Here is a 25,958-nt window from a genome sequence, read left to right as displayed (position 1 = left end):
GCTCGACGTCATGTTCCTCGGATTCCTGAGCTTCGTCCTGATCGTTGAAGGGCTTCGTATGTGTTAACAGGCCCTAGTTACCGAGCTTGTATTATCCGGTGTTGGGCAGACCCGCGTTGCGGTTAGGTCTGGCCAGATTTTTACGATCGAATCGGGCGCTTTAAGCTCACTGAAGGCGCCTTCTGAAGCGCGAATATATGTGCCATCTTAACGATGCGCAAGCACGATGTCGTCAACAGCGTCAGTGTCGCCGTAGCTGCTGCCTAGCTAGCTGATGACAGCGTCAGCACGGCCATCCTGATTTAGATCAGCAGTAGCCACTTGGCAGGTCTGCCCACGATTAGCATTGTAGGGGCATCCTTGCTCCGCATCAGGCGGACAGGCACTAAGCAATGCCTGATCTACAAGCCGTAGCCGGCGCTGCGCAGCTGGCAACGCGGATGCAGTGCAAAACTTCCCAGGTTTTTGATCAATGCATCCGACGTTTCGCGCCGCACACTGCTTTTGGCGGTCTGCAGGCGCACGCCTGCTACGCCATTGCCAGCAACATGGCCTTCGCCTTGCTGCGCTTGTCGGCCATCCAGAAAGTGCGGCCTTCGGCCGGCGCAGACGTCTCGGCCCCCGATATCGCCCGCGTCCGCGAACACATGCTGCTCTGTGCCATGCAGCAGATGCGCCGTCTGGGTTACCTCGGCCACGCTCGCCGCCGTGCTCACCACGCTGTGCAGTGGATGCGCAGCATCCGCTCCAGACCCACCGGCGGATGACCGCCGCTTTGGCGCACCTTCGGGTAGAACGGTGCGATACACGCGCACAGGTGTGACCAAGGCACCACCTGATCCATCTGCGCCAGCAACACCTCGCGCCGCGTCGGCTTGCGATGCAGATCGAAGCGCGCATCGTGTTGCATCGATAGCGTCATCTGGGTTCGGGACATCGCACTCACCTATGGCGAGCTGGTGCCTTGGACCAGCGGCAAAATCAGAGGTTCGCTAACTTTAGCTGGAACTGAATTGCGGGGAGTCGACAACAGGGCCTGAGACCCTGTCCTACACCCACACCAGCGCGCGCCAGAACCGCAACATCGATGAGCCCTACGGCTTCGGCAAGGCCACACATTGGCGACTATCCGTGCGTGAAGTCCGACGCGGTGGCCGCGCATCGCTTCGTCGCCTCCGGCTCGCGCGATGGTCCGTGGGGTGTCACCTTCGGTGCCAAGCTGGTGCTGGCAACGCCGGAGCCGATCAACACGATCGCCTGCTTCGGCTTCACCGACCCCGATGGTGCTGCCTGCCAGCACGTCGGCGTCACCCCGCCGGGGAGCAGCAAGTTCCTGGTCGGTGGCGATATCTGGGGCTACCGCACGGTGGACTTCCAGGCCACCAAGGAGTTCACCGTGGCAGGCGACTTCAAGATGTCGGCGCGCGTCAATCTGCTCAACGCCTTCAACTTCAAGAACTACAGCGCGTACGCCTACACCGGCTTCGGCAGCAGTGGGCAGTTGGATCCGGACATCGCCATCAATAGCGGCCGCCTTCGCGCGGGTGCTTGGCCCCACCTGCAAGGTGCAGCGGATCGAATCCGAACAGCTCGGCACCGTGGGTGTCGGCCAGGCCACCGTGTCGCACATCAAGGCCTTCAACAATCTGCTCGGCATCGACGAAGCCGCGTTCGTGCGACAGCCCCAGGGCAGCTTCAAGCTCGGCATGGCGCTCGTCGACTGGCAGCGCCCCCGGACTTCGGACATTCATGGCTTCGGCACCCAGATCGGACACCCGCTCGGGCTGCTGCCGTTCCATCAGTACTGGATCAAGCAACACGTACGCGGCATGGCGCAGCCGCTGGGCGCCTATACGCTCAACACCGTGGCCGCCGCACGCGGCACGTTCATGACCTCGGCCGGCGAGGGCCGGCCCATTCGCCGCTGGCCAATATCGCCTCCGCGTATCACTTCGATGCGTCGCACGACGCACGCTTTTTGCGTGGGTATGCAGAGCAGCGCGATGTCACCCGCATCGAAGGTCTGGTCGAGCAGGTGCAGCTGCATCCAGACACCGGCTAGGTGCAATCGCCGCAGAAGCCGCCGCCACGCGGCTTGCCAACCTGGATGGCAAGCCGCTGGCCGACCCGCGCCCGCTGCGCTTCACCACCGAGCGGCGTAAGCAATGTGGAACCGCAATGTGGTGGCGCTGGGCCTGGCGAGCGGCTTTCTGCAGCCGCTGGAATCGACCAGCATCCATCTGATCCAGGCCGGCATTTGCAGACTCTTGGAACTGTTTCCGCGCGAGGGCATCAGCACGGTGCTGGTGCAGCGCTACAACGACCGGTTGGCGTTCGAGTTCGACCGCATCCGCGATTTTCTGGTGCTGCATTACCACGCCACCGAACGCGACGACAGCGCGTTCTGGCGCAACTGCCACACCATGCAGATCACCCCGGAGCTGCAATTCACTCTGGATCTGTTCCGCGACAGCGGGCGCTTCTACCGCAACGCCGAAGAGATGTTCGCCGAGATCAGCTGGGTGCAGGTGATGGTGGGCCAGGGCATCCTGCCGCAGGGTGACCACCCGCTGGTGGACCAGGTGCCCGACCACGACGCCGAACGCTTCCCCTGGCCAGCATCGCGCAGACCATCGGCCACTGCGTGGACGCCATGCCCACCGACCAGCAGTTCATCGATCGCTACTGCAAGGCGGCTGCGCCGCGTTGAGCGATACACAGCATTGGACATGGGTGGGAACCACAGAAAACGGCTCAGTCTCTGGAGCCCGACCTTTCCAACGGACCCCAAGGCATGCGCGTCTGGGTGAACCACTTCTAACGCCAATCCAGTCCAGGCTGTCCAATATTGAAAAAATTCACCTTTTAGGGTAATTTTTCAGGGGAAGCAGGATGACCCTTGTCCGTAGGCCCCCAACATGGCAACAAAAAGACTGCCCAAGGGCGTGACACGCAGGGCCGATGGAGTGCTTGAAAAGCTCACGCCCCATTTCGATGCAGGACAGATGAAAGCGATGGTTGCGCAGCACGGCGACCGCTGTTTTACGCTCAGTTCAAGACAAGGCTATCAAGCCATGCGGTTGTCGGAGCAAGAGGCCGAGGCCGCCATTTTGGCGATGGACCCCACAGCTTGTTTCTACAAGTCGATGACCAGCATGGCCAATGAAACGCTGTGGCAAGACGTCTACCACGTTCCAACTCCAAAGGGCGCGGCTTACGTGAAGGTCCAGTTGTATCTCCCACCAGACGGCGGCGAGCCCAAGGCTGTTATTTCATTCAAGGCTAAATGACTATGACTATGACTAAGACAAACTACGACACGCTGCCACGCCTCGCGGTTGGCCAGTGCCCTGTCTGCGGTTCGGCGGGGTCGTTGGTGCATTTTCACGACGAGACATTCCCTGTCGTCGTAGGTGAGCTGTCTGACATCGTGGCCAACCTGGCCGGTGACCGGTGCCAGGTATGCGAAGAAGTGTTCCTGAATGATGAAAGCGACCGGCGGTTTGCTTCTGCCGGCGATGCGTTGGTCATGAAGGAACGAAGGGCCGAAGGGGCGATTCTGAAGGCCGTGCGCAAGCGCCTGGGCCTTACCCAGGGCGAAGTGGGCCTGCTGGTCGGCGGCGGACATAATGGGGTTTCACGGTATGAAAGCGGCAAGGCTGACCCGGGTTCGGCCGCGTTCAACCTACTCCATCTGCTCGACAAAAATCCCCTGTTGGCCGGTGAACTGCCGGGCGTAGTCGTAACGAAAGTGAACCCACACAAGCACCGCCATGCGGCAACCGCTCAGGCCAAGGGGTTCAAGCCCAGCAAAGTTATCCACGTGGGTAACCAACAGGTCATCATCAATGTAAGTGCCACCGATGGACTGTGTACTCTCACCCGTGCAGGAAAGCGGCACGTAGCCGGCGAGAAACAAGTGGACGTGGGCCGTTTAGTGGCTGCCAAAGCAGCGGCAGAACGGCCGGTCGCAAGGGGGAAGCGATTGGCTGGCCGCGCCACGGCCAAATCCGCAGTTGCCAACAAGAAGAGCCGCTGACTGCCCAAGTCAGCGGCTCTTTGAGGCGTTCAGTCAGGGCCTTATTGACCTGCAGCAGGTCAATTTCCCGAAAAGGGTTCTTCGTCTATTGAGTGGATAGCCGCGCGACCGACCAGTCGGACTTGCTGCGCCACGACAAGCCGGTCGAGCGCACCCACTGGTTGCCGCGATGATGCCTACGTCCTTCAGGTCCACGCTGTTTGTCCGGGAGTTGGGTGAAGAACCAAAAAAAAGGACCGGGCACACGGCCCGATCCCTTCGAAAACCGGGACAAGTCCGGTGGACAATGAGTGGCACAGCTTCCGACTAACCTCGGACGAGGGGGCATCGTACGCAGGCTTTAACGTTAAATTAACACTTTAATTATGCCGAATTAACTTATTGATTTTATTAGCGCATGGGTGCCATCAAGCGCTTCCCATTACGCCTGGCGCTGCGTCAATGCCGCACGAATCTCGGTCTGGATCGCCGCCGCCGCCGCAGCAGGGTCAGCAGCCAGGCGAATCGGCCGGCCGACCACGATGGCGTCGGCGCCGTCGTTGAAGGCCTGCGCCACGCCCACAGTGCGTTGCTGGTCTTCGCCGACCGGGCCGCCGGGGCGGATGCCGGGGCAGACGATCGAGAACGCAGCGCCAGTGGCGCGGCGAATCGGGCCGGCCTCCTGGCCGGAGGCGATCACCCCGTCGATACCGGCGGCCTGCGCGGCCAGCGCGCGCTCCACCACCACCTCCACCGGCTCGCGGTCGATGCCCATTGCGGCCAGGTCCGGCCGGCCCATCGAGGTCAGCACGGTCACCGCCAGCAGGCGCATGTCGCCTTGGTTGGCCTCGGCGGCGGCCTGCAGCATGCCGGCGTGCCAGCCGTGGATGGTGCAATAGCTCACCGGCCACTGCGCCAGACGGCGGATGGTGCCGGCCACGGTGGCGGGAATGTCGAAGAACTTCAAATCGACGAACACGCGCTTGTCGCGCCTGGCCAGGGCATCGAGCACCTGGAAATACTCGCCGGAGGCCAGCAGCTCCATGCCGATCTTGTAGAAGGCCACCGACTCGCCTAAGCGGTCGACCCAGGCGATCGCCTCGTCATAGCTCGGCACATCCAGCGCGAAGATCAGCCGCTCGTGCGCGGCCAGCGGCAACGGTGCGCGGCTCATCGGGTCACCTCCAGCGCGGCGCGCTTGGCGTCGTGGCGCTGCTGCCAGGGCTGGGCGTCATCGTTGTTGAACTGCGCCGGCTCCCAACCGCCGTAGCTGGGGAAGGACAACGGTGCGTAAAACGAGGGGGGCATGGCATCCACCAGAACAGGAGCGGCAATAAAGACGGCGATTTTAGCGGGTTCGTGCGCTGGCGCTTGCATCGCACTGCTGGCAGCGCTCGGGAGCAGGATCGGTATGCTTGCGGGCTGATCGCCCCGGAGCCACCCATGACAGAGACCTCGCCCCCGCCCGTCCTCGATACTGCCCAGGCCCGCGTGCTCGGCTGCCTGATCGAAAAAGAGGCGACCACGCCGGACGCGTATCCGCTCACGGTCAACGCCGCGCAGGTGGCCGCCAACCAGAAGACTGCGCGCGAGCCGGTGCTGAATCTGCAGACCGGCGTGGTGCATCACGCCTTGCGCCAGCTGGAAACCCTGGGCCTGGTGCACCAGCAATTCTCTTCGCGCGCCGAGCGCTACGAACACCGGCTGGGCAGCGTGCTGGATCTGACCCGGCAACAAGTGGCCGTGATCGGCCTGCTGCTACTGCGCGGCCCGCAGACGCTGGGCGAGTTGTATGCGCGCAGCGAGCGGCTGGCGCGTTTCAACGATGCCGACGACGTGCGCCATCATCTGGACCGGTTGATCCAGCGCAAGCTGGCGGTGCAACTGCCGCGTGCCAGTGGCCAGCGCGAGGAGCGCTATGCGCATCTGCTCAGTGGCGAGCTGGATGTGGAAGCGCTGCAGGCTGCGGCTGCGCGCGCCGCACCGAGTTCCCGCAGCAGCGCCGACAGCAGCGAGCTGGAAGCACGTGTGCAAAGCCTGGAAGCCACCGTCGCCGACCTGCAGGATGCGTTGGCCGCAGTGCAAGCGCGCCTGGAGGCCGCTGGCGCCTGAGGGCGACGGTGGCGTATCGCCGGCGACCAGCCTCTGCGCACGCAAGGCCACCGCAACACCGCCAGCATGCGTTGCGTCACCGCTGCGCTGTCGCGTACCCGGGCCTGGCCCTCAGCGGGAACCGGCGGCAAGCTCGGCGGCACGCAGATGCCTTGCGCGGTGAGCCGGGCGAGGCGTTGCGCACGCTGCTCCACTGCATCCGGCGGATGCGGCAGCTGCGCTTGGTCATCGATCGCCGGCTCGCCCTGGCTGATCAGCACCCGCCCGTGTGGGTCGCGCACGCTGCCGTCGGCCAGACGATCGCGCACAGCTGCGACAACCCCAGCACATCGCGCGCGTCTGTCCGCACCGCACGCCCGGCTTCGGTCACAGAGCCGTTGCCGCGATATGCGGGCAACAGTGCGAACCCGATGTGCGGCACCGGCAAGGTGTCGCGGCACAACAGGCCCAGCGTGCCCGCAAACGCGCCTTCGTTGCGCGTCTCCACCGCCCAGTGCGCGAAGCCGTATTTTTCCTGATGCGCCTGCGCCCACTCACGCAGAGGCGCGCGCGCCTGCTCGCGCGTGCGCGCACCGCGATCGTTGATGCCGGCGATGCAGCCGGGGGCGTTGACCACCACCCACATCGTGTCGGCATCGCGCTGGGGATCGAGCGTGCGCAGACGCAGACGAGGGTTTGGATCACAACGGTCACGGCGTCCTCCGGCATCGGGAACAACCAGACTGGCGTGCAGCGGTGTCGCTTGCAAGGCTGGACAGACGCAACAACCGCTAGTCGAACAAGGCCTGAATCGCCGCCAACCCCGCACTGGCGCGCTCTTTCTTGCGCTCGGCATCGGCGACCGGGTCGGCGCCATCGCGCTGCAGTTCTTCGGCCGGAATCTCGTCGAAGAAGCGGCTCGGCTTGAGCCGCACATGCTCGCCGAACTTGCGCGTCAACTTGCTGTGGCTCATCCACAGCTGCTGCTTGGCGCGGGTGATGCCCACATACAGCAAGCGGCGTTCTTCCTGCAGATTGCCTTCTTCCAGGCTCACTTCATGCGGCAGCACGCCGTCTTCGCAGCCGACGATGAACACATAGCGAAATTCCAGGCCCTTGGACGCGTGCATGGTCATCATGCGCACCTGGTTGCCGCCATCGTCCTTATCGTTGCGCGACAACAACGCCAGCTGCGCGGCCAGATCGCTGGCGCTTGCGCCACGCGGGCCGCCTTCAAACCACTCGGCCAATTCGTCCAGATTGCGCTTGCGGCGCTGAAAGCCGGTGTCGTCCTTGGACTGGTTACGCAGGTCGTTGAGCAGGCCGGATTTTTCGGCCAGGGTGCGCACCAATTCACCCGCCGGCAGCGTGGCCGAATGCTCGCGCATATCGCGCAGGATGTCGGTGAACGCACTCAAACCGTTGGCCGCACGCGGCGGTAAGTGCTGCAAGGCGCCCATCGATTCGGCCGCGCGCGACATCGGCACCGACTTGGCGCTGGCAAGCTCGGCCAGGCGCGCCAGCGAGGTCGCGCCCACTTCGCGTTTGGGCGACTGCACCGCGCGCAAGAACGCCGCGTCATCTTCGGGATTGACGATCAGCCGCAGCCACGACAACACGTCCTTGACTTCCTGCCGCTCCAAAAACGCGGTGCCGCCGGTCAGGTGATACGGAACGCACAGCAGCTGCAGCGCCTTTTCCAGCGGCCGCGATTGAAAATTGCCGCGAAACAGGATGCAGAAATCGCTCCACGGCACCTGCCTGGCGGTGCCCAGAAACGAGATTTCGGCGGCGACCTTTTCGGCCTCGTGCTCGCTGTCGCGACACTCCCACACGCGGATGCGCTCGCCGTCGGCCTGGTCGCTCCACAGCGTCTTCAAGTGCTCGTGCGGGTTGTGCGCGATCAAGGCATTGGCCGCGCGCAATACGCGGTTTGAGCAACGGTAGTTCTGCTCCAGCTTGATGATTTCCAGCGCCGGATAATCGCGCCCCATCTGCTGCAGGTTTTCCGGGTTGGCGCCGCGCCAGGCATAGATGCTCTGGTCGTCGTCGCCCACGCAGGTGAAGTTGCCGCGCGGCCCGGCCAGCATTTTCAGCAGGCGGTATTGCGCATCGTTGGTGTCCTGGCACTCATCCACCAGCAGATAGCCGATGCGCTCGCGCCAGCCCATCACGATCTCTTCATTGCCTTCCAGAATCTGCACCGGCAGCCGGATCAGATCGTCGAAGTCCACCGCGTTGAAGGTGGTCAGCCGCGCCTGGTAGCGCTCGTAGAGGCTGGCCGCTTCTTTTTCACGATTGCTGCGTGCGGCGGCCATCGCCTGTTCGGGCGACAGGCCGGCGTTCTTGGCGCGCGAGATCAGGTTCTTGGCGTCCTCGATCGCATCGGGCTTGGCGCCGTGCATCAGGTCCTTGATCTGGGCGGCGGCATCGTCGGAATCGAAGATCGAAAAGCCGCGCTTCAAACCGGCGGCGGCGTGCTCGATCTGCAGGAACGTCAGCCCCAGCGCGTGGAAGGTGCAGAGGGTCAGGCCATCGGCGCCGTCGCCACGGATGCGCTTGGCCACGCGCTCGCGCATTTCCTTGGCCGACTTGTTGGTGAAGGTGATCGCGGCGATGCGCTTGGCCGGATAGCGGCCGATGGCGATCAGATGCGCGATCTTTTCCACGATCACGCGCGTCTTGCCGCTGCCGGCACCGGCCAGCACCAACAAGGGACCTTCGCAGTGCAGCACTGCGGCGCGTTGCGGGGGATTGAGACCGTGCATAGGGGCTTCCGACAGAGCGGGCCATTGTACCGGCGCCGCGTCGGGCAAGCCGGCAGTGCCGGTTCATGCTGGCCGGCCGCTACTGCACGCCGGCCAGCCCGGTAAAATCCGCCGATGGCCAAGCTCTACTTCTACTACTCGGCAATGAATGCCGGCAAGACCATCACCTTGCTGCAGTCCGCGCACAACTACCGCGAACGTGGCATGCGCACGTTGATCCTCACGCCCAAGCTCGATCACCGCGCCGGCAGCGGCGTGGTCGCCTCGCGGATCGGCCTGCGCGCGGACGGGCGCACCTTCGATCGCGACACCGCGTTGCAGCAGCTCATCGAGCGCGATATCCAGGCCGAAGGCGCGCTGCATTGCGTGCTGGTGGACGAAGCGCAGTTCCTCAATCGCGCGCAGGTCTGGCAGTTGAGCGAAGTGGTCGACCGCCTGCGCATTCCGGTGCTGTGCTACGGCCTGCGCACCGACTTCCGCGGCGAGCTGTTCGAAGGCAGCCAGTTTCTGCTGGCCTGGGCCGACGAGCTGGAGGAGATCAAGACCATCTGCCACAGCGGCAGCAAGGCCACCATGACCGTGCGCGTGGACGCGCAAGGGCATGCGGTGCAGGACGGCCCCCAGGTGGAGATCGGCGGCAACGAGCGCTACGTGTCGGTCAGCCGCGCCGAGTTCAAAAAGATCATGCGTGACGAAGGCCGCATCGACCCGCTGCAGATTGCATTGCCGCTGCCGCCTGCGGGGGCGTAACGCTGCATTGTCTGCATTGTGCCAGCGGCGCAACGCGGTGCTGGAATGCCGCCCATGCAGTGGGAGATGCCGATCATCTGTGTGGCCTGCCATCGACAAGTTGGCCGACAAAAGCGGCATCGCAATAGCGGAGCCGTTGCGCACCCGACTCACCAGTGGCCAACGCGCCAATGGCAGCGTCCATGCGGCGATGATTCGGTGTTGCCGCGCCCGCCGCTATTTCCCGCTGCCGGCAGGCCGGGCGGAGTGGTGACTGGCTGACGAATTCGGCAGAACTGCGGTTAGTCCTTCGGCCCGCCATTGCCTTGTAATGCCTCATTAAACCCAGCTAGGCATGCCATCGCAGCCGCATATCCGCGCCCCATCAACAAGTGTATCGTTTGCCCCAGCGTTGCAGCGATCGACACGCAACCAAACTCAACCACAGTTCCGTCAGCTTGCGACCATCTATTTGTCGGGAGGCACTACATGGGTCGGCTTCCTCCCGAATTACGCGCAGATATCGCGCGTGTTGGCCGGCTATAGTCGGTCCCCGATGTCCTGACCATCCTCACCTGTCTGACCGGTATGGGCTTTGCCGCGGTCGCGCGCGTGACCGATACACGCTGGATCACCTGTCAGGTACGCGACGACATGTCCTTCGGTCTGATGCCTGGCGACGAGCTGCCATTGGTCACCACCTTCTGCGACAGCGTGCGCATTCAGGGCAATGCGGTGTGGTTCGGCCATGCCTCCGAGCACCCGCTCTTCCGCGATCATCCCTCGCCCCGGCTCTATGGCTTCGAAAGCTATATCTCGGTGCCGATCAGGTTCGACGACGGCAGCGTGTTCGGCACCTTGTGTGCGCTGGACCCATTGCCGCGCGTCATGGACGCGCCGCTGGTGGAAAAGGTCTAACTGCTGGCGCAACTGCTGGCCGCGCAGATACAGGCAGATCAGCGTGCCGAAGAGCGCGCACAGGAATCGCTGCAGGCACGCAGCGAACTGGGTCGCGTGGGCGCCTCGGCGCGCCTGCGCGAGGAGTTCATCGGCATCCTTGGCCACGACCTGCGCAATCCGCTGCAGTCCATGCATGCGGTGGTGGACGTGCTGGCCATCGACCCGCTCAACCAACGCCAGGGCGGCGCGATCCGCTCGATGCAACGCAGCCTGCGGCGCATGGAAGAGCTGATCGACTTCGCCAGCGATTTCGCGCGTGGCATCGAACGCGATTGGCTGCAGCTGGATTACGGCAATGGCAGCGACCTGCTCGACGCGCTATCGCAAGTGGTCGACGAAACCCGCGCCGCGTACCCGAAGCAGGTGCTGTCCACCCATGTGGTCATCGACGAGCCGGTGCATGGCGATGCGGTGCGTCTGGCGCAGATGTTCGGCAGCCTGATGATCAACGCCGTGGTGCAAGGTCGGCAGAGCTCGCTGATCAAGGCCTTCGCAGTGACCGAGCAAGGTCGCCTGCGCATCGAAGTCTGCAATCTGGACGGCATCGATCCGCGCCGGCTCGACGTGCTGCACGCTTCCACCCACGTACACACCGCCGGGCGGGCGTTGCCGGAAGTCGATCTGGGCCTGCATATGGCCGCCCAGATCGCCCAGGCCCATCAAGGCGAACTGCGCATCACCAGCGGCAAGGACGGCACCTGCTTCCGGGTAGAGCTGGCCTGCGTGCGCCCACGTGGCCGCATGCAACTGGTCAACAGCGCGACGTCGGCCTGAGCCGGGGCGTTTGGGCGACGAATCAGCGGCTGCGCGGCTGTGACGCAGCCTCGGTCGACACTCGAAATCAGTGGCCTTTCGTCACTGCGCCATTCGCACCTGCCTGACAATCGCGCCTCTTATCGCTCGCGCAAGGTGCCTTTGCGCGACGTATCTGCGCGCTAGTAAATCTTGCGCTCGCTCGCCGGCGGCGGCGTCCACTGGTACAGCCAGGTTTCGGTCAGCGGCTTGCCGTTGTCGCGCAGGAACAGGCGGATATCGATCTGCTGGGTGCTGTCATCCGGCGGCACCAGGTCGAACAGCGCCCGATAGCCCTTGAGTTCATGCAACGGACGCGCCGACACGATTTCAGTAGTCCCGCGCGAGACCTGGATGATGGCCTCGACCTTGGCGTTCGGGTCCTTGGTCAACGCAGCCAGTTCGCCCCCGGCAAAATCCACCGCAAACCGCCAGGAAAAGTGGCTGCGCTTCTGCCCGACGATGCCGCCCAAACCGGTGCGCGTGGCCACGCAATGCGCCAACGGCGAGCTGGCCGGCGGATGTGCGCCCCAATACAACCGATACCCCATCAGCAGCTCTTGCCCTGGCTGCGGCTTGGCCTGCGGATTCCAGAACGCCACGATGTTGTCGAAGGTCTCGTCCACAGTCGGAATCTCGACCAGTTGCACCGAGCCCTTGCCCCAGCCGCTCTTGGGTTCCACCCACAGACACGGGCGCTTCTCGTAGAACACGCCATCGTCCTGGTAATGGTCGAAATTACGATCGCGTTGCAGCAGCCCGAACCCGCGCGGATTCTCGTCGACAAACATGTTGAAGCGCAGCTGCGGCGGATTGCACAACGGCCGCCAGATCCACTCGCCGCCGCCGGTCCACATCGCCAACCCGTCGGTGTCGTGAATTTCCGGGCGCCAGTCCCAATCCATCCGGCGATCGTTTTCGCCCACCTGGTACATGCTGGTGCACGGGCCGATGCCCAGCCGCTCGATGGCCTTGCGCGGATACAGCGCGCTGTCGATATCCATCACCAGCACCTCGCCATTGGTGATGGCAAAACGATACGCGCCGGCAACGCTGGGCGAGTCGAGCAGGCCGTACACCACCACAGTGTCCGAATCGTCCGCCGGCTGCTCCAGGTAATAGGCGATGAAGTCCGCAAACTCCTCCGGCCCGCCCGTTCCGGTATCGATCGCCAACCCGCGCGCTGACTGCCCGTACTGACCTTGCTTGCCTACTGCACGGAAATAGCTCGCGCCCAGAAACGCCGAAAAATCGCGATCGGTCTGTTTGCGCGTGTTGAGGCGAAAGCCGGCAAAGCCCAGCTCCTTGGGCAACTGCTTGCCGCCCAGGCCACTGCTGCCGTCGTCGAACGCCGCCGGGTCGTAGGCCAGTTGCTGCGCATTGCCATCGACGATGTCGTAGATATGCACCGGGGTATGGAAGAACAGCCCCAAATGGAAAAACTTCGCCTGAAACTTGCCGTTGCCATCGGCCCATAACGCATGGTCCTGACGGTACCGGATTGACTGATACTGATCCCAGTTCAACGCCTCCAACGGTCCCGGCAACACCTGCTTATGGCTCTTGTACGGCGCCGTGGCTAGCGCGCGCGCCTGACCCTTGAACCAGGCATAGTCGAACGGCTGCGGCTGCCCCAACCGACGCAGTCCTACTGCCGTTGCCGCCAATGCACATTGCGGCAACGCCTGCAAACCGAGCGCGGCCAAAGCGGCAGCGGCATTCTTCAGGAAATGGCGTCGTTGCATGCGCATCGATCTGATCAGGGAACGGCAACATCATAGCCACAGCCCGGCGTAGACGTGAATGCGCCACTGGGCGCGCCGCAGACGAAGACCCGCAAGCGTTGCTCAGCCCCAGCGCTTTGGCCTTGCTGCACAGGAACTGTTGCTGCGCCGGCTGCTTGTCCGGCCCGGTGTAGGGCAGCGAGGTCGATTGCGCCTGCGCCTGCATCTGCGCGCTTGGCGCAAGCTGCCGATACGGTGCGTGCACCTCCATTTCCAACAGCCCTTGTTCAAGGTGCTGAGCAAGCGCATCCAGACACAGTGCCGGTGTTGCGGGTGGAGCCACGTACGCGCACGCCGGAGCAGGCCAGACGTTTGCTGATCGAGCTGCATGGCGGCGGATGGGTGATGGGCAGTGCCGCCTCGTTCGGTTTGATGAAGCCATCCCCATCGCAGCGATGACCGGCATGAGCCTGATCGCGGTGGATTACCGGATGGGTCCGGAGCATCGTTTTCTGGCCGCCAGCGCAGATGTGTCGGCGGTGTATCGCGCTGCGCTCAAGACCTACGCACCGGAGCGCATCGGCATCTTCGGCTGCGCGGCCGGCGGTGGACTCACCGGCGAGTCGCTGGCGCGGTTTGCCAAGGAGCGCTTGCCGATGCCGGCCGCGGCGGGATGTTCTGCAGCGCTGGCGATGCGCGCTATCGCGGCGATGCGCGTGTGGCGGTCGCAGCGGTAAGCGATGCCTTGTTGCCGGGCAGGGCCGGTGCGCCGCCGATCATGAAAGAGCTGTAGCACGGTGAGACTGTCGACTTCCATGACCCGCTGGTGTCGCCGGTGGTCTCCGATGCGGTGCTGGGCCAGTTTCCGCCAACCTTAGTTTCTCACCGGCACGCGTGCGGCCTAATTGCGCGCCACCGCCTCTACGCATGCGCGCCTGGTGGATCTGGGCAGCGAATCGGATTTGCACGTCTGAGACGGGCTGAGGCACGGCGTTCATCTCACCGATACGCTGCCGGAAAGTCAGCAGGCGCTGCGGGTCACTGCACGCGTCTTCAGCAAGTATTTGGGCCTGCTACCGGCGCAGTTGGCCGCACCACTCTAACGCCACGCTGACATGGGCTAGGCGCAGCGCTTACATCTTCTCGCCTAGGTTGAGACCGACTGGTGCTGCACATGCAGTGCCGAAATCGATCAGGAGAGTCGGATGAGTCTGCAAATTCCTCAGGGGGCACTGGTGGTCGTGGCCGATGGCGGCGAAGCGCGTTGGTTCACCAACACCGGTAACGAAGCCAAGGTGGTGCTGCGTCAGCACGCGCGCACCGATGTGCAGAACGTCGACGGCGACGGCCCGGCCGGCAAGGCGCCACAGGATCTGACCAATGCAGATCTGGACGAGATGACCTTCGCCAAGCAGTTGTCGCACGCCTTGAACGATGGCGCGTTGAAGCACGAATACACGCATCTGGTCTTGGTGGCCGACCCGACCACGCTGGGCCGCGTACGCCCGTTGCTGCACAAAGAAACGCAGCAGCGCCTGGTGGGCGATCTTGCCAAGGACCTGACCAATCTGCCGCTGGAAGACATCCAGCGCGCGTTGTCCTGACAGCGGAGCACACATGCGATGGGGTTTGTTCGCGCGTACGCCACGCAGGCGCCTGAGCGCAGCGAGGTGGATGCACAGGTTGGGCTGCAGGTGCTGGAATTCGGCACCGATTGGTGCGGTCACTGCATCGCCGCCCAGCCGCTGCTGCAAAAGCTGCTGGGCGGTTTCGGGGCGGTCGACTACCGCAAGTTCGAAGATGGAAAAGGGCGGCCGCTTGGCCGCTCTTTCCGTGTGAAGTTATGGCCGACGATCATCCTGCTGCGCGATGGCAAAGAATTCGCGCGCACGGTGCGCCCGCAGACACGCGCGGATCTGGAGCCGTTGTTGGTGGTGCTGGGTGAGCCGACAATCCAAAGCGGCTAACAAAACGACAGTCAACCGTCAGGCCGGAGGCGGCCAGTGTGCGATGTTGCACATACCACTGGCATGTTGGGATTCTGAGTGCGCCGTCCGTGGCCACCTGACCACTGTTCGCTGAGTTTTGTGAGCCACTTTCAGGCGTGCACCGGGCTTGGTTGATCAAGTGCAGTGATGCGCGTGTGTTATGGTCCGCGCGTCAGCGACGCATCTTCTGCACGATCGAAAAAATCTTGAAGACCAGGGTTTTTTGCAGATCCGCATCACCGCGCCTGCACCGATCTGCACGCGCTAGTGACATGGCGGACCGATCAAACCCTGGGCGATTGCCCACCCCTTGGTCGTCTGTTCCGCAGCGTCGCTGCATCTTCGCGGCTCTGCGGGAATGGCTCCGGTGTGATCCCCTGCATGTGCCCTTGCAAGGCGCGCGCGATGTGCTGTGTCCTGTGCGTTGCCAGGGCGAGCGGGCAGCGATGGCCCGCTTCTGGAGCGTAATTCTGGAGAGCAAACACATGCACGACACGCGCCATCGCCTCGCACTTCGGTTGGTTCAAGCGCCGCCGCCTGCAACTGGACGAAGTCACCGTGGTCGTCCGCCCGATGTTGCGCAAGGCCGTCGGCGCTGCCGCACTGGGCAATGCGATGGAGGGGTTCGACTTGGGCGTGTACGGCGCTCTGGCCGTGACCCTGGGGTAGGCGTTCTTCCCCGCGAGCAATCCCACCGCGCAGTTGATCGCGACCTTTGCCACGTTCACCGTCGCGTTTTTGGTGTGGCCGATCGGCGGGCTGGTGTTCGGCCCGCTCGGTGACCGTTACGGGCGGCAGAAAGTGCTGGCAGCCACCATGATTCTGATGGCGCTGGGCACCTTCAGCATCGGATCGATTCCGTCCTACGCCAAGATCGGCGGGCGGGCGCCGGTCTTGCTGCTGTTGGCGCGGCGGCTGCAAGGGGTCTCCATCGGCGGCGAATACGGCGGGGCAGCGACCTTCATCGCCGAATATGCCACTGATCGCAATCGCGGCTTGATGAGCAGCTGGCTGGACGTCGGCACACGGGGCGGTTACATCGCCGGCGCGGCCACGGTAACGGCGTTGCACATGGCGCGATTCAGCCACAGATGCTCGAGTGGGGCCGGCGCATCCGGTTTCTGATTGCCGGCCGGTTGGGCTTGCCGGGCTTATCTGCACTCAATGCATGGTGGGCGCAAGCATGTCCGCAGATGGCATGCCTTCGCCGGTTTCAGAGGCTGCTGCCCAGGAACAAGCGCCAGCCGCGCGCGCAGGCCTGCTTGCACGGCGATTGGCGATAACCGGACGGGACAAATTCCAGCTGCGTGCCCTGGCTGCTGGAATGCAGCTCCAAGCGCATCACCGTGCCTTTCCATGCATCCGAATCGAGCATGTTGGACTCGTGGCAACGCCAGCACACCAGACGATGGTCGGCCCCGTCATCGATGCTCAGCTCCACCCGCCAACCCTGACGGCCCCAGTCCAGCCGCACCCGGTCGTTGGCCAGGCGCATTTCGCGCGTCCACCAGCGGGCCAGTTGCATTGGCTCGAACAGCGCAGCGCAAACCACTTCCGGCGCTGCGGCAAGGACGATGCTGTGGCGGATCTCACGATGCATCTGGTGGGTATTCGCAGCGTAGATCCAGATGCCGGCGCATTTTGCCAACCAATTTCAGGGTTGTCTTGGTACTGCACAGTGCGCTCGTCTAACGCTCACATTGGGCTGGGTACCATCAGGGTAGACCCCTAACGACGAAGAACAGGCATGACGACGCTTCCGATACCGGTGATGGACGTTGCTGCGCAGCGCGATCTGGCCACCGCGCACGCGCTGTTGGAAAACCCTGGTGTGGCAGCGCAACTTGCCAACGCACTAGGCGCGCCGATCGAGCGTCTGATGACCAAACGGCTGCCGAAAATGCTGACACGCAGTATCGATGGCGTTACCCGCCGCGCATTGCAGGTGGCGATGAAATCGGCATTGCTGACGCTGCGTGGTCAAGCCGATACGCAGCCGCCCGCATCCACTGCGCAGCACACCATGGCAGTGGCGATCGCCGGCGGTGCGGGCGGATTCTTCGGATTGCCTGGGCTGCTGATGGAGCTACCGGTGACCACCACGGTGATGCTGCGCTCCATCGCCGATATCGCACGCTCGGAAGGCGAATCGCTGCACGATCCAGAAACTGCGTTGGCCTGTCTGGAAGTGCTGGCGCATGGCGGGCGCAGCGTGGTCGATGATGGCGCCGAATCCGGCTATTTCGCAGTGCGCGCGGCGATGGCGCAGCAACTCAGCGCCGCCGCGCATTACGTGGCCGCACATGGGTTCGCCAGCAAGGGCGCACCTGCATTGGTGTCGTTGGTATCGCGCGTTGCGGCCAAGTTCTCGGTCAATGTGGGCGAAAAACTCGCGGTGCAGGCCGTACCTCTGGTCGGCGCGGTGAGTGGCGTAACGCTCAATACCGTGTTCATGCGCCACTTCCAGGCGATGGCGCGCGGGCATTTCATCGTGCGCCGGTTGGAGCGGCGCTTCGGGGAAGAGGCAGTGCGGCGTGCGTATGACGCGTTGCCTGCGCCGCGTTGAGATGCCGTGAGGTGTGCTGTTGCTGTCGCTGTGTACGTACGCCGTTGGGCGACCCATGGCGTGTTGCATGTGAATAAGGCATCGTCCTTAAGAGCGCTAACAGAACCTCTCAAACGCTGTAGCGATGGCGGCAACGTGGTGGTCGCACGCGCCTTCGTTGACGAGTGGAGTGATGTCGGAAATGGCAGTGACATCGTTCGGATCGAGAGGAGCTGATCAGACCGCACCTCATCGGACGGCCGCGCTGCGTGCACTGCACGCAACCATGCACACCGATCCTCTCGACTGGTCCTTGCCCGCTCACCGTCGCGGGACCTTCTTCGGCATGGAAGCCGCCAAAGCACCTGCTCTGTTCGGAGTCTGCCAGGCTGGGTGTCGAGAGCCGACGTGGGCCGCCGTGAGAGCCTGGAACGTTGCCGATCGTCGGGTAGCTAAGGTGCCCACGTCAGTCTCTCCCCTGTTGCGCCCGAACAGTTGCCAAAGTTGCCGCTGGTAGACGTAAGGCTGGGCAGGCAGGGGAGCTCTCGCGCCTGACGGAGTTCGCGCATGAACGGCATCGGGTTTGATGGGTGCAAGGCAATCTTGGATGTGGCCGTCAAGCGCGGCCATGCACGCAGTTCCACAACACACCCGCGTGTCACCGCAAGCTGTTGTCCTGGCTGGCACACCATGAGGTTGGCCAGGTTGTCCTGGAGACCTGTGGCGGATACGAACAGGCAGTGCTGGATGCCCTATTGGACGCCGGTCACGTGGTGGTCCGGGCCAATGCGCGCCGCTGCCATCGGCCTGCCGGCACACACAGATCGTCTGGATGCCGCCAATCTCGCCTGCATGGCCGATCGGTGCCAACTCGCCTGCGCCTTGTTTTGCACGAACGACAGGCGCACGAATCTCCACACTTGCGGTGTGCGGCGTGCGGTGCGCTGCGTTCAAAGCAGCTCAGCCCTGACCTTGCGGATTCGCCGGATCGGCGACAGCGTCTGCATCCGACCGGGTGCCAAACGCATTGTGCCAACGACGATGCAACCACGCCTCGAACGCATGGATGCAGCTAAACACCGCCGGGACCACCACCAGACACAACACCGTCGAACTGATCAACCCGCCGATTACCGCAATCGCCATGGGTTGGCGAAAACTGGCATCGGCCCCGAACCCCAGCGCGACGGGCAACATGCCGGCGATCATCGCAACAGTGGTCATCACGATCGGGCGGGCACGCTTGTGACACGCCTCGATCAACGCGGCTTCCACGTCATCGGTCCTGTCGCGTAGCGCGAGCACCGTGTATTCCACCAGCAGGATCGAGTTTTTGGTGACGATGCCCATCAGCATCACCAAGCCGATCATCGACGGCACATCGAGCTCGCTGCCGAACAGTAACAGCGCAATGAAGGCGCCGCCGAGCGACAGCGGAATGGCAGACAAAATGGTCAGCGGTTGGAGGAAATCGTTGAACAACAGAATTAGTACGCACAGCATGCACACGATCGCAATCACGATCGCCAGAACCAAACCGGATGACAGTTCCGCCGCCACCTCCGCATCGCCGGACTGGATCAGCGACACGTTCGCTGGCAGGTGCTGGATGGAGGCACGCGAGTTGGCCAGCGCCAGCGCCTGGCTTAACGGCATCTCGCCGAGATCGGCGCTCACCGTGACATAGCGCTGTCGATCGTAACGGTTGATTTCGCTCGGGCCGCTCTCCATCGCCAACACCGCCACGCTGGATAAAGGCACCAGACCATCGCGCGATTGCACGCGCACATTGGACAGCGCAGTGAGATCGGCACGGATGCGCTCAGGCACCTGCACGCGGATGTTGATCTGCCGGTTCTGCAGCGTGAGCTTGGCAAGTTGCGGCTCGAAATCGCCGCTGGTGGCGGTGCGCAAGGTCTGGCTGATGTCCGCACTGCTCACACCGTAGCGGGCGGTCTGGCCGTCGATCGGCCGCGCCACGATTTCCGGTCGCTCCAGGCTTGCGGTGGTGCGCACGCCGGACAATCCCGCCGCACGTAATTCGTCTGCGAACGCAGCGACGGTTGCGTTGAGCGCCTCTTCCGAGTCGCTGGTCAGGATCATCGACAAACGTTCGCCCGTCCCGCCGCCGCCCACCGTAAAGCGCGCGCCGGTGACGTTGACCAACACCCGCCGCACCGCGTGCGCGATCTCCGCCTGCGGCGCGCGCGCTTTGCGCTCTGACAGCACCAGCGTCATCTCGGCCTTGCGCACCTCCGAGACCTGCGCATCACGCCCGCCACTGCTGCCGCCGATGCTGGTGAACACCGTGTCGACGCCGGCGATATGCCCAACCGCAGTGCGCACACGCTCGGTGATTTGCCGGGTCTGATCGATATCACTCTCCGGCCCAAGTTCCACCTTGACGGTGATATAGCCACGGTCACTCGGCGGCACCAGACCCTTGGCGAGCAGCGGCAACAACGCCAGCGAACACAGCAAAAACACCCCGGCCGCGCCCAAGGTCGCCGCGCGATGCTGCAGGCTCCATTGCACCAGCCGCAAGTAGCCTGCGGTCAATTTGCCGGTGGCCGGCTCCGGATCACCGGTATGACGGGAGCTCAGAAATTTCGCCGCCATGACCGGGGTGATCAGCCGCGCCACCATCAACGAGGCCACCACCGCAATCACCGCCGTCCAACCGAACTGCTTGAAGAACAATCCCGGAATGCCGCCCATCAACGTGGTCGGCACAAACACCACCACCAACGTCGCGGTGGTCGCCATCACCACCAATGCGATTTCATTGACCGCATCGGCGGTGGCCTGGAATGCGGATTTACCCATGCGCCGATGGCGTTCGATGTTCTCGATCTCCACGATGGCATCGTCCACCAGAATGCCGACCACCACCGCCAACGCCAGCAGCGTGAGCGTGTTGAGCGAGTAGTCCAGCCACCACATCACCGCGAACGCGGGCAGGATCGATAGTGGCAGCGCGGATGCAGCAATCAGGGTCGCGCGCCAATCGCGCAGGAACAGCCACACCACCAGCACTGCCAGCAACGCGCCCTCGTAGAGCATCGACATCGAGCCTTCGAACTGCTCCAGCGTGTAGGCCACCGTTCCGGAAACCGGGGTGATCCGCAGATGCGGATCGGTGTGCTGTAGTTGCTGCAGCGCCTGCGCCACACCCTTGGCGATCCGGGTTTCGTCGAAGCCTTTGGTGCGATAGATGCTGAAGCCGATCACCGGCGCGCCGTCCAGCAGCGCTTCCTGCCGGCGCTCGGCGTAGGTATCGCGCACCGTGGCAATCTGCTCCAGGCGCACGCTCTCGCCGTTGCCCAGCGCAATCGACATGCCGGGCAACTCCGAGGCTTGCCGCACGCTCGCCACGGTGCGCACCGACTGCTCGGCGCCGCTCACCTGCGTGCGTCCGCCCGAAGAATCCTGCTGCATCTGTTGCAGCGCACGCGACACATCGGACGTGGTAACGCCCAGCGCGGTCATCTGCACCGGGTCGACCGCCACCCGGATCTCGCGCTGCACCCCGCCCAGGCGCTGCACGCGCCCGACACCGGGCACTTTGGCCAGCGCCCTGGTCAAGCTGTCGTCCACATACCAGGACAGCTGGGTTTCATCCAGTGTTGTCGACGTCACCGCGTAAGTGAGGATGGGCGTGCCGTTCTCTGTGATCGCACTGACCGCCGGCTGCAGCAGTTCCCGCGGTAGCGTCGAACGCACCCGATCCACCGCATCCTTGGTTTCGATCAAGGCATCGGAGAGCGATTTTTCAAGGCGGAATTCGGCAACGATCTGCACCTGTCCATCGCTGATGGAGGTGCGCAGATGACGCAGGCCGCTAACCGTTGCGATCGAATCTTCGACCTTGCGGGCCACCTCGGTTTCCAGCTGCGCCGGCGTCGCCCCCGGCTGCGTCAGCGCGACATTGACGGTGGGCAACTCCAGATCCGGCAACGCCTGGATGGACAACTGTCTAAAGCCGTACATCCCCGCCAGCGACAGCAGCAAGAACAACAGCACCGCAGGAATCGGGTTGCGCAGCGACCAGGTTGCAACATTCATCGCGGACCACGTGGAATCAACTGCAGGCCGACCAGCGTGCCGGTCGGTGTCGCTTTGACCAATACCGTATCGCCGTCGGCCAGCAGCCCTGCCCCCTGCTCCACGATGCGCTCGCTCACCGCCAGCGGCTTGAGGATTTCGACATCGGCACCGACCCGGCGCCCGACCACCACTTGCTGCGCGCGCACCTTGGATTGGCTGCCGCTGCCGATCAGGCGAAACACGGTACTGCGGCCATCGCGCACCACCACGCTCGACGCCGGCACTACCAAGGCGTGGCTGGTCGGCAACGCAACTGCACCGTCGACGTACATCCCACCGCGCAGCAGGCTGTCCGGGTCGATATCGGCATAGACCAGACCGAGCCGCGAGCGCGCATCCAGCAGTGGCGCGATCTGCCGCACGCGCGCCATCGCCGCGCTTCCATCGGCAAGCCTCAGCCTGACCTCCTGGCCCACTGCGATCCGCGCGATCTGTTCGGGGCCGAACTCACCGCGCCATTCCAGGCGGCCCTGGCGCACCAGCCGGAACAGCTCCTGCCCACTGTTCGCTACCGCGCCCAGCGTCGCTGACTGCGCGCTGATGAGCCCAGTGTCGGGAGCCAGAATCTCGGCTTGCTGCAGTTGCAGACGGTTGGCATCCAGTTGCGCGCGCGCCACCGCGATCTGCGCGCTGGCCGTCACCGCTTCGGTCACATACCGCTGCACTTCCTGATCGCTGATGGCCCCGGCAGTCTGCAGGCGCAGCGCGCGCCCGCGGTTGGTATCGGCCTGGCTGGCAGCCGCCTGTGCCTTGGCCAGACCGGCGCTCAGTTCTGCGCGTGCGGCCAGCAAGGTCGCGGTATCGAAGCGAGCCAGCAGCTGGCCCTGTTTGACCACATCGCCAACCCCCACATGGAGAGTGGCGATGCGCAGGCCATTGCTCTGCGAGCTGATCACCGCCTCTTGCCAGGGCGCAACGATGCCGGTCGCCTGCAGGCTGCTCGGCCATTCCACCTGCCGTGGTACCACCGCCGTCACCGACAAGGCGGTGATCGGGAGATCCTCGCGTTTGGGCTTGGCACGCGCGGACCACCACCAGCCAAGCGCGGCGATGGCTGCAACGGCCAGCAGGCAGTACGCCACTGCAAACGCACCACGTCGCGGTCCGTTGTTTGCTGCGCCAGAAGCGCTGCGCGCACTGGAGGGTGTCTTTGCTGATTGAGTGATCATCGCGGTGTACGGCAGGTAGCCTGAGGTAAGGGATATGGCACGCATGCAAACGCGCCACGGAGGCAACGCCGGGATGGCGTGAAAAACGGCATTAGCACTGAGGTGGAATTGGCTGATTCCTCGCCCGTGTTCGCGCTTGCAGACCAGTGTTCGAATCGTCAGCGCGCGCTGCTCGGCTGACCGATAGCGCAGATCATGCCGGCTGGCGGTATCAGCCGTTCGCGTTGTGTGCGCATTTTTTCGATGCAATCAAACGGATATCGAAACCCAAGTCACCGCTGGTACCCAGCTGAGCGCCATCGTTTCAGGACGCGATTAAAGAATCATTAGCCGTTTTCGGAATTCTTTAAGTGCGCATCCAGCGCAGCGCGCACTGTTCAGTCTGTGCAACCAAGGCACGCATTAAACCACTGCGAACAGCACGATTCATGCCGTGATTTCAGACGCTATTGGCGCTGCGATGTCCCCGGGAACACGATCCGCACACTGAAACCACGCCCGTTCAAGCCAGGCCCGGTCTCGATGGTTGCGTGGTGCAGATCCACAATGCCGGCCACCAATGACAGCCCGATGCCGCTGCCGCGCACCGGCGTGCCGGCCACGCGGTGGAAGCGCACAAAGATAGCCTCACGCTCGGGCTCCGGCACACCCGGTCCGTCGTCGGCAACCTGCAGAAACACCGTTCGGTTGTCGTTGATGCCCTGATTGACATCTGTGCGCATCGCATCGGCCACGTATCCACAACTGATCAGGATGTTGCCGCCTTCGGGCGTGTAGCGCATCGCGTTGTCGACCAGATTGCGCAGCAAGATGCCGATTTCGTCCACATTGCACTCGATGCTGCAGCTGTGGATATCCAGATACAGCGCGCGCGCGTTCTGACTGGCGTGCACCTCGAATTCCTGCGCCACGTGCTGTACCAGCACGCTGAGTTCGGTGATGGCATGCATCGGTGCACTGCTGGCGGCATTCAATCGCGCCAGATCCAGCAACTGCTCGGACAAGCGCGTGCTGCGCTTTGCCACGCGTAGCAGCTTCACCAGCGCGCGGTTCTTGCTGTCCACGTCTTCGGCGCTCAATGCGATCTCGGCCTGCGCCTGCAAGGCCGACAGCGGCGTGCGCAGCTCATGCGCGGCATCGCCGATGAATCGGCGCTCGCCTTCGATGGCTGCATCCAGCTGCTCAAGCACATGGTTGAACGATGCGACCAGTACATAGATTTCGCGTGGCAGTTTAGACAGCGGTAGTGGGGTGAGGTCGAACTGCTTGCGGTGCCGCAAGGCCCTGCCCAAGGCTCTCACAGGCTGCAGCGAGCGCCGCACCACCACCCACATCACCACGCCCGCCACGATGACCAGAAAAGTTGCCAGTGCGAGCGCATGCCAGGCTTCATGGCGCATGTCCGCATCGACCACACTCTGCGGGTTGCCTACCTGCACGCTCACCCGCCTGGTCTTGTCGCTGATGGCGTACACGCGCCACTGCGCCCCGTTGACGATGGTGGTGGCCGCCCCGTCGGTGAAGGACGGTTGCAGCGCCGAATCGGGCGCGCCGGGCGTACGCGCCACCATCCGGGCGCGATCGATCCAGATCTGAAACACCAACTGTTCGCGCGCGTTGGTGAATGTCTCCGGCAATTGCAGGCCCGGGCCGGCCCTGCGGTCGAATTTGCTCTTGGCCGGGATGGTGATCAGGATCTGCGTGGCGATGGCTTCGAGCTTTTCATCCCAGGTGCTTTCCAGATTGAGCGACAACAGGCTGAGCACGATAACGATGACCGCGACCCAGCACACCGCGATCACGCTCACGATCACCATGAACAGCTGCGCCGTGATCGATCTGGGCTTCATGCGCCCTGCTTTCCCACCACATAGCCCAGCCCATGCACGGTTCTGATCAGATCCTCGCCGAGCTTGCGGCGTAGTTGATGGATGAACACCGCGATGGTGTTGCTTTCCAACTCGCTGGAGGGCCCGTAGACCAGATCCTGCAGGCGGTCGCGCGTGAGCACATGGCCGGGCCGTTCGATCAGCGCCAGCAACGTGCGGTACTCGTGCGCACTCAGCACCACATCCACGCCGCCCTTGCTCACCGCGCGGCGGCTGCGGTCCACCTTGACATCACCGAAGCTGAAAATCGGCACCACGCTGCCCTGGCTGCGCCGGATGACCGAGCGCACCCGCGCCCACAACTCGTCAAACTGGAATGGCTTCACCAGATAGTCGTCCGCGCCCGCATCCAGGCACACGATGCGCTCGCTCAACTGGCCGCGCGCGGTGAGGATCAGCACCGGCGTGGCATCGCAGCGCGCACGCATGCCGCGCAATACCGACAGCCCAGATTCGCCTGGAAGCCCCAGATCCAGCAGCACCGCCGAATAAGGATGCTCGATCAACACCCCGTTGGCCGCACTCGCATCCACCACATGGTCCACCTCCCAACCACCCTGCCGCGCGCCATCGCAGATGGTGTCGCCCAGCATGACGTCATCCTCGACAAGGAGCAGCTTCATTGGGTCCTCGTCTGCGGATAAAGCGGGCGCATAGCATTCCCGAGCGGGTTTAATTCTGCATTAAGAGGCAGCGGTCGAGCCACTTTTCTGGTCTTGGACCGGAAATTACAGCAATTGCGCAGGCCAGCAGAGTTCCAATGCCGCTGCGCCGACGGTCCATCTCGCCCCGCTTGCTGCGCTTCAGCGATGTGGAGGGTAGGTTGGCACACGCACGCAGCCAGGACCTGCTCAAGACAGGATGCGGGTTTAGAAGGACGGGGCCACCGGCGGCAGGAGGACCACATGAAAGCGCTTTGGGTCGAGGACGAACCCGAAATGGCTTCTGCCATCCGCGACGCGCTGGCAACCTGCAACATGATTGTCGATCACGCCCCGACCCTGGGCGCTGCCACCCGCCAGGCCATCCTTGGCGCGTTCGACGTGATGATTCTCGATCGGCAATTGCGCGGCGGGGATGGCTTGCGGTTTCTCAGATCCCGTTCAAAGTCTTCCCGAATTATCCGATCATATGGAGATGAGAGCACGCTATCCCAGTGACGTCAGCCGCGAGCAGTT

The 25,958-nt window shown here is 63.6% G+C and carries 16 protein-coding genes, 1 other RNA gene and 12 pseudogenes; 15 read left to right on the top strand and 14 right to left on the bottom strand.

The window, feature by feature from the left end; all coding sequences use genetic code 11:
- Window positions 1-401 precede the first annotated feature (401 nt).
- Both XpopCFBP1817_RS24000 and XpopCFBP1817_RS22905 read right to left on the bottom strand, forming a co-directional pair.
- Window positions 402-716, bottom strand: a complete 315-nt coding sequence (locus XpopCFBP1817_RS24000; RefSeq protein WP_128417082.1) for a hypothetical protein — start codon at window positions 714-716, stop codon at window positions 402-404.
- An 11-nt stretch (window positions 717-727) separates the two neighbouring features.
- Window positions 728-910: pseudogene (locus tag XpopCFBP1817_RS22905) on the bottom strand (transposase); the annotation flags it as partial.
- Window positions 911-1,041: 131 nt separating this feature from the next.
- On the opposite strand from XpopCFBP1817_RS22905, the pseudogene XpopCFBP1817_RS10470 reads away from it, so the two are divergent.
- The 4 genes and pseudogenes from XpopCFBP1817_RS10470 to XpopCFBP1817_RS10455 form a co-directional block, all read left to right on the top strand.
- A pseudogene (locus XpopCFBP1817_RS10470) lies at window positions 1,042-1,525 on the top strand (hypothetical protein); the annotation flags it as partial.
- Window position 1,526: 1 nt separating this feature from the next.
- Window positions 1,527-2,710, top strand: a pseudogene (locus XpopCFBP1817_RS10465) (tryptophan halogenase family protein); the annotation flags it as partial.
- Window positions 2,711-2,918: 208 nt separating this feature from the next.
- Window positions 2,919-3,290: a type II toxin-antitoxin system MqsR family toxin gene (locus XpopCFBP1817_RS10460; protein WP_128417080.1), complete on the top strand. Its 372-nt coding sequence runs from the start codon at window positions 2,919-2,921 to the stop codon at window positions 3,288-3,290.
- Between the two features lie 2 nt (window positions 3,291-3,292).
- Entirely contained in the window at window positions 3,293-4,039 is a 747-nt protein-coding gene (locus XpopCFBP1817_RS10455; RefSeq protein WP_208619601.1) for a type II TA system antitoxin MqsA family protein, read from the top strand.
- 421 nt (window positions 4,040-4,460) lie between these two features.
- Here XpopCFBP1817_RS10455 and pyrF read toward each other — a convergent pair whose 3' ends face one another.
- The gene (gene pyrF / locus XpopCFBP1817_RS10450) at window positions 4,461-5,192 is read right to left on the bottom strand and encodes an orotidine-5'-phosphate decarboxylase (RefSeq protein ID WP_128417078.1); all 732 of its coding nucleotides are present in this window, start codon (window positions 5,190-5,192) and stop codon (window positions 4,461-4,463) included.
- Window positions 5,189-5,293: pseudogene (locus XpopCFBP1817_RS10445) on the bottom strand (5'-nucleotidase, lipoprotein e(P4) family); the annotation flags it as partial. The pseudogene XpopCFBP1817_RS10445 and the gene pyrF, both read right to left, overlap by 4 nt.
- Before the next feature lie 168 nt (window positions 5,294-5,461).
- Here XpopCFBP1817_RS10445 and XpopCFBP1817_RS10435 point away from each other — a divergent pair.
- Entirely contained in the window at window positions 5,462-6,130 is a 669-nt protein-coding gene (locus XpopCFBP1817_RS10435; RefSeq protein WP_128417085.1) for a YceH family protein, read from the top strand.
- Between the two features lie 3 nt (window positions 6,131-6,133).
- Here XpopCFBP1817_RS10435 and XpopCFBP1817_RS22900 read toward each other — a convergent pair.
- From XpopCFBP1817_RS22900 to XpopCFBP1817_RS10420, 3 genes and pseudogenes are all read right to left on the bottom strand, one after another.
- Window positions 6,134-6,426, bottom strand: a pseudogene (locus XpopCFBP1817_RS22900) (DUF4272 domain-containing protein); the annotation flags it as partial.
- Window positions 6,411-6,838: pseudogene (locus XpopCFBP1817_RS10425) on the bottom strand (GNAT family N-acetyltransferase); the annotation flags it as partial. The pseudogenes XpopCFBP1817_RS22900 and XpopCFBP1817_RS10425, both read right to left, overlap by 16 nt.
- 62 nt (window positions 6,839-6,900) lie before the next feature.
- Complete coding sequence (locus tag XpopCFBP1817_RS10420; RefSeq protein ID WP_128417077.1) at window positions 6,901-8,877, bottom strand: UvrD-helicase domain-containing protein; 1,977 nt, start codon at window positions 8,875-8,877, stop codon at window positions 6,901-6,903.
- Window positions 8,878-8,991: 114 nt separating this feature from the next.
- On the opposite strand from XpopCFBP1817_RS10420, the gene XpopCFBP1817_RS10415 reads away from it, so the two are divergent.
- Window positions 8,992-9,627 carry a thymidine kinase gene (locus XpopCFBP1817_RS10415; RefSeq protein WP_128417076.1) on the top strand — a complete coding sequence of 212 codons (636 nt, stop codon included), beginning with the start codon at window positions 8,992-8,994 and terminating at the stop codon, window positions 9,625-9,627.
- A 468-nt stretch (window positions 9,628-10,095) separates the two neighbouring features.
- Window positions 10,096-11,340: pseudogene (locus XpopCFBP1817_RS10410) on the top strand (GAF domain-containing sensor histidine kinase).
- Window positions 11,341-11,501: 161 nt separating this feature from the next.
- Here XpopCFBP1817_RS10410 and XpopCFBP1817_RS10405 read toward each other — a convergent pair.
- Entirely contained in the window at window positions 11,502-13,103 is a 1,602-nt protein-coding gene (locus XpopCFBP1817_RS10405) for an OpgD/OpgG family glucan biosynthesis protein (RefSeq protein WP_128417075.1), read from the bottom strand.
- Window positions 13,104-13,173: 70 nt separating this feature from the next.
- Window positions 13,174-13,401 (bottom strand): annotated as a pseudogene (locus tag XpopCFBP1817_RS22895) (DUF4380 domain-containing protein); the annotation flags it as partial.
- Here XpopCFBP1817_RS22895 and XpopCFBP1817_RS22890 point away from each other — a divergent pair.
- The 5 genes and pseudogenes from XpopCFBP1817_RS22890 to XpopCFBP1817_RS10370 form a co-directional block, all read left to right on the top strand.
- A pseudogene (locus tag XpopCFBP1817_RS22890) lies at window positions 13,401-14,185 on the top strand (alpha/beta hydrolase fold domain-containing protein); the annotation flags it as partial. The pseudogenes XpopCFBP1817_RS22895 and XpopCFBP1817_RS22890 sit on opposite strands and share 1 nt — an antisense overlap.
- Before the next feature lie 102 nt (window positions 14,186-14,287).
- The gene (locus XpopCFBP1817_RS10385; RefSeq protein WP_128417073.1) at window positions 14,288-14,686 is read left to right on the top strand and encodes a host attachment family protein; all 399 of its coding nucleotides are present in this window, start codon (window positions 14,288-14,290) and stop codon (window positions 14,684-14,686) included.
- A gap of 18 nt (window positions 14,687-14,704) precedes the next feature.
- Window positions 14,705-15,049: a thioredoxin family protein gene (locus XpopCFBP1817_RS10380; protein ID WP_128417072.1), complete on the top strand. Its 345-nt coding sequence runs from the start codon at window positions 14,705-14,707 to the stop codon at window positions 15,047-15,049.
- 50 nt (window positions 15,050-15,099) lie between these two features.
- Window positions 15,100-15,176: non-coding RNA, sX9 sRNA (locus XpopCFBP1817_RS10375), on the top strand.
- Window positions 15,177-15,555: 379 nt separating this feature from the next.
- Window positions 15,556-16,224 (top strand): annotated as a pseudogene (locus XpopCFBP1817_RS10370) (MFS transporter); the annotation flags it as partial.
- Window positions 16,225-16,231: 7 nt separating this feature from the next.
- On the opposite strand, the pseudogene XpopCFBP1817_RS10365 reads toward XpopCFBP1817_RS10370, so the two are convergent.
- A pseudogene (locus XpopCFBP1817_RS10365) lies at window positions 16,232-16,670 on the bottom strand (SRPBCC family protein).
- Between the two features lie 171 nt (window positions 16,671-16,841).
- On the opposite strand from XpopCFBP1817_RS10365, the gene XpopCFBP1817_RS10360 reads away from it, so the two are divergent.
- Both XpopCFBP1817_RS10360 and XpopCFBP1817_RS23995 read left to right on the top strand, forming a co-directional pair.
- Window positions 16,842-17,636, top strand: coding sequence for an EcsC family protein (locus XpopCFBP1817_RS10360; RefSeq protein ID WP_128417084.1), 795 nt, complete (start codon window positions 16,842-16,844; stop codon window positions 17,634-17,636).
- Window positions 17,637-18,182: 546 nt separating this feature from the next.
- Window positions 18,183-18,488 (top strand): annotated as a pseudogene (locus XpopCFBP1817_RS23995) (IS110 family transposase); the annotation flags it as partial.
- Window positions 18,489-18,575: 87 nt separating this feature from the next.
- Here XpopCFBP1817_RS23995 and XpopCFBP1817_RS10345 read toward each other — a convergent pair.
- The 4 genes from XpopCFBP1817_RS10345 to XpopCFBP1817_RS10330 form a co-directional block, all read right to left on the bottom strand.
- A complete protein-coding gene (locus XpopCFBP1817_RS10345) occupies window positions 18,576-21,680 on the bottom strand; it encodes an efflux RND transporter permease subunit (protein WP_128417070.1) in 3,105 nt (1,034 codons plus the stop codon).
- Window positions 21,677-22,804, bottom strand: a complete 1,128-nt coding sequence (locus XpopCFBP1817_RS10340) for an efflux RND transporter periplasmic adaptor subunit (RefSeq protein WP_208619600.1) — start codon at window positions 22,802-22,804, stop codon at window positions 21,677-21,679. Before XpopCFBP1817_RS10340 ends, XpopCFBP1817_RS10345 begins: the two co-directional genes overlap by 4 nt.
- Window positions 22,805-23,337: 533 nt before the next feature.
- The gene (locus tag XpopCFBP1817_RS10335; RefSeq protein WP_128417069.1) at window positions 23,338-24,741 is read right to left on the bottom strand and encodes a sensor histidine kinase; all 1,404 of its coding nucleotides are present in this window, start codon (window positions 24,739-24,741) and stop codon (window positions 23,338-23,340) included.
- Window positions 24,738-25,403 (bottom strand): response regulator transcription factor, encoded by a 666-nt coding sequence (locus XpopCFBP1817_RS10330; protein ID WP_128417068.1) that lies wholly within the window; start codon window positions 25,401-25,403, stop codon window positions 24,738-24,740. The genes XpopCFBP1817_RS10335 and XpopCFBP1817_RS10330 overlap by 4 nt, the downstream gene beginning before the upstream one ends.
- Before the next feature lie 282 nt (window positions 25,404-25,685).
- Between XpopCFBP1817_RS10330 and XpopCFBP1817_RS10325 the strand changes: the two genes are divergently transcribed.
- Window positions 25,686-25,940 carry a response regulator gene (locus tag XpopCFBP1817_RS10325; RefSeq protein WP_158251286.1) on the top strand — a complete coding sequence of 85 codons (255 nt, stop codon included), beginning with the start codon at window positions 25,686-25,688 and terminating at the stop codon, window positions 25,938-25,940.
- Window positions 25,941-25,958 lie beyond the last annotated feature (18 nt).

Source organism: Xanthomonas populi (assembly GCF_002940065.1).
Lineage (GTDB): Bacteria > Pseudomonadota > Gammaproteobacteria > Xanthomonadales > Xanthomonadaceae > Xanthomonas > Xanthomonas populi.
This window is presented reverse-complemented; position numbering and strand designations above follow the sequence as displayed.

What these genes read in the sequence shown, in the direction of transcription:
- XpopCFBP1817_RS10460 (WP_128417080.1), top strand. Translation starts at nt 2,919, where the DNA reads ATGGCAACAAAAAGACTGCCCAAGGGCGTGACACGCAGGGCCGATGGA.
- XpopCFBP1817_RS10455 (WP_208619601.1), top strand. Translation starts at nt 3,293, where the DNA reads ATGACTATGACTAAGACAAACTACGACACGCTGCCACGCCTCGCGGTT.
- pyrF (WP_128417078.1), bottom strand. Translation starts at nt 5,192, where the DNA reads ATGAGCCGCGCACCGTTGCCGCTGGCCGCGCACGAGCGGCTGATCTTC.
- XpopCFBP1817_RS10435 (WP_128417085.1), top strand. Translation starts at nt 5,462, where the DNA reads ATGACAGAGACCTCGCCCCCGCCCGTCCTCGATACTGCCCAGGCCCGC.
- XpopCFBP1817_RS10420 (WP_128417077.1), bottom strand. Translation starts at nt 8,877, where the DNA reads ATGCACGGTCTCAATCCCCCGCAACGCGCCGCAGTGCTGCACTGCGAA.
- XpopCFBP1817_RS10415 (WP_128417076.1), top strand. Translation starts at nt 8,992, where the DNA reads ATGGCCAAGCTCTACTTCTACTACTCGGCAATGAATGCCGGCAAGACC.
- XpopCFBP1817_RS10405 (WP_128417075.1), bottom strand. Translation starts at nt 13,103, where the DNA reads ATGCAACGACGCCATTTCCTGAAGAATGCCGCTGCCGCTTTGGCCGCG.
- XpopCFBP1817_RS10385 (WP_128417073.1), top strand. Translation starts at nt 14,288, where the DNA reads ATGAGTCTGCAAATTCCTCAGGGGGCACTGGTGGTCGTGGCCGATGGC.
- XpopCFBP1817_RS10380 (WP_128417072.1), top strand. Translation starts at nt 14,705, where the DNA reads ATGGGGTTTGTTCGCGCGTACGCCACGCAGGCGCCTGAGCGCAGCGAG.
- XpopCFBP1817_RS10360 (WP_128417084.1), top strand. Translation starts at nt 16,842, where the DNA reads ATGGACGTTGCTGCGCAGCGCGATCTGGCCACCGCGCACGCGCTGTTG.
- XpopCFBP1817_RS10345 (WP_128417070.1), bottom strand. Translation starts at nt 21,680, where the DNA reads ATGAATGTTGCAACCTGGTCGCTGCGCAACCCGATTCCTGCGGTGCTG.
- XpopCFBP1817_RS10335 (WP_128417069.1), bottom strand. Translation starts at nt 24,741, where the DNA reads ATGAAGCCCAGATCGATCACGGCGCAGCTGTTCATGGTGATCGTGAGC.
- XpopCFBP1817_RS10330 (WP_128417068.1), bottom strand. Translation starts at nt 25,403, where the DNA reads ATGAAGCTGCTCCTTGTCGAGGATGACGTCATGCTGGGCGACACCATC.
- XpopCFBP1817_RS10325 (WP_158251286.1), top strand. Translation starts at nt 25,686, where the DNA reads ATGAAAGCGCTTTGGGTCGAGGACGAACCCGAAATGGCTTCTGCCATC.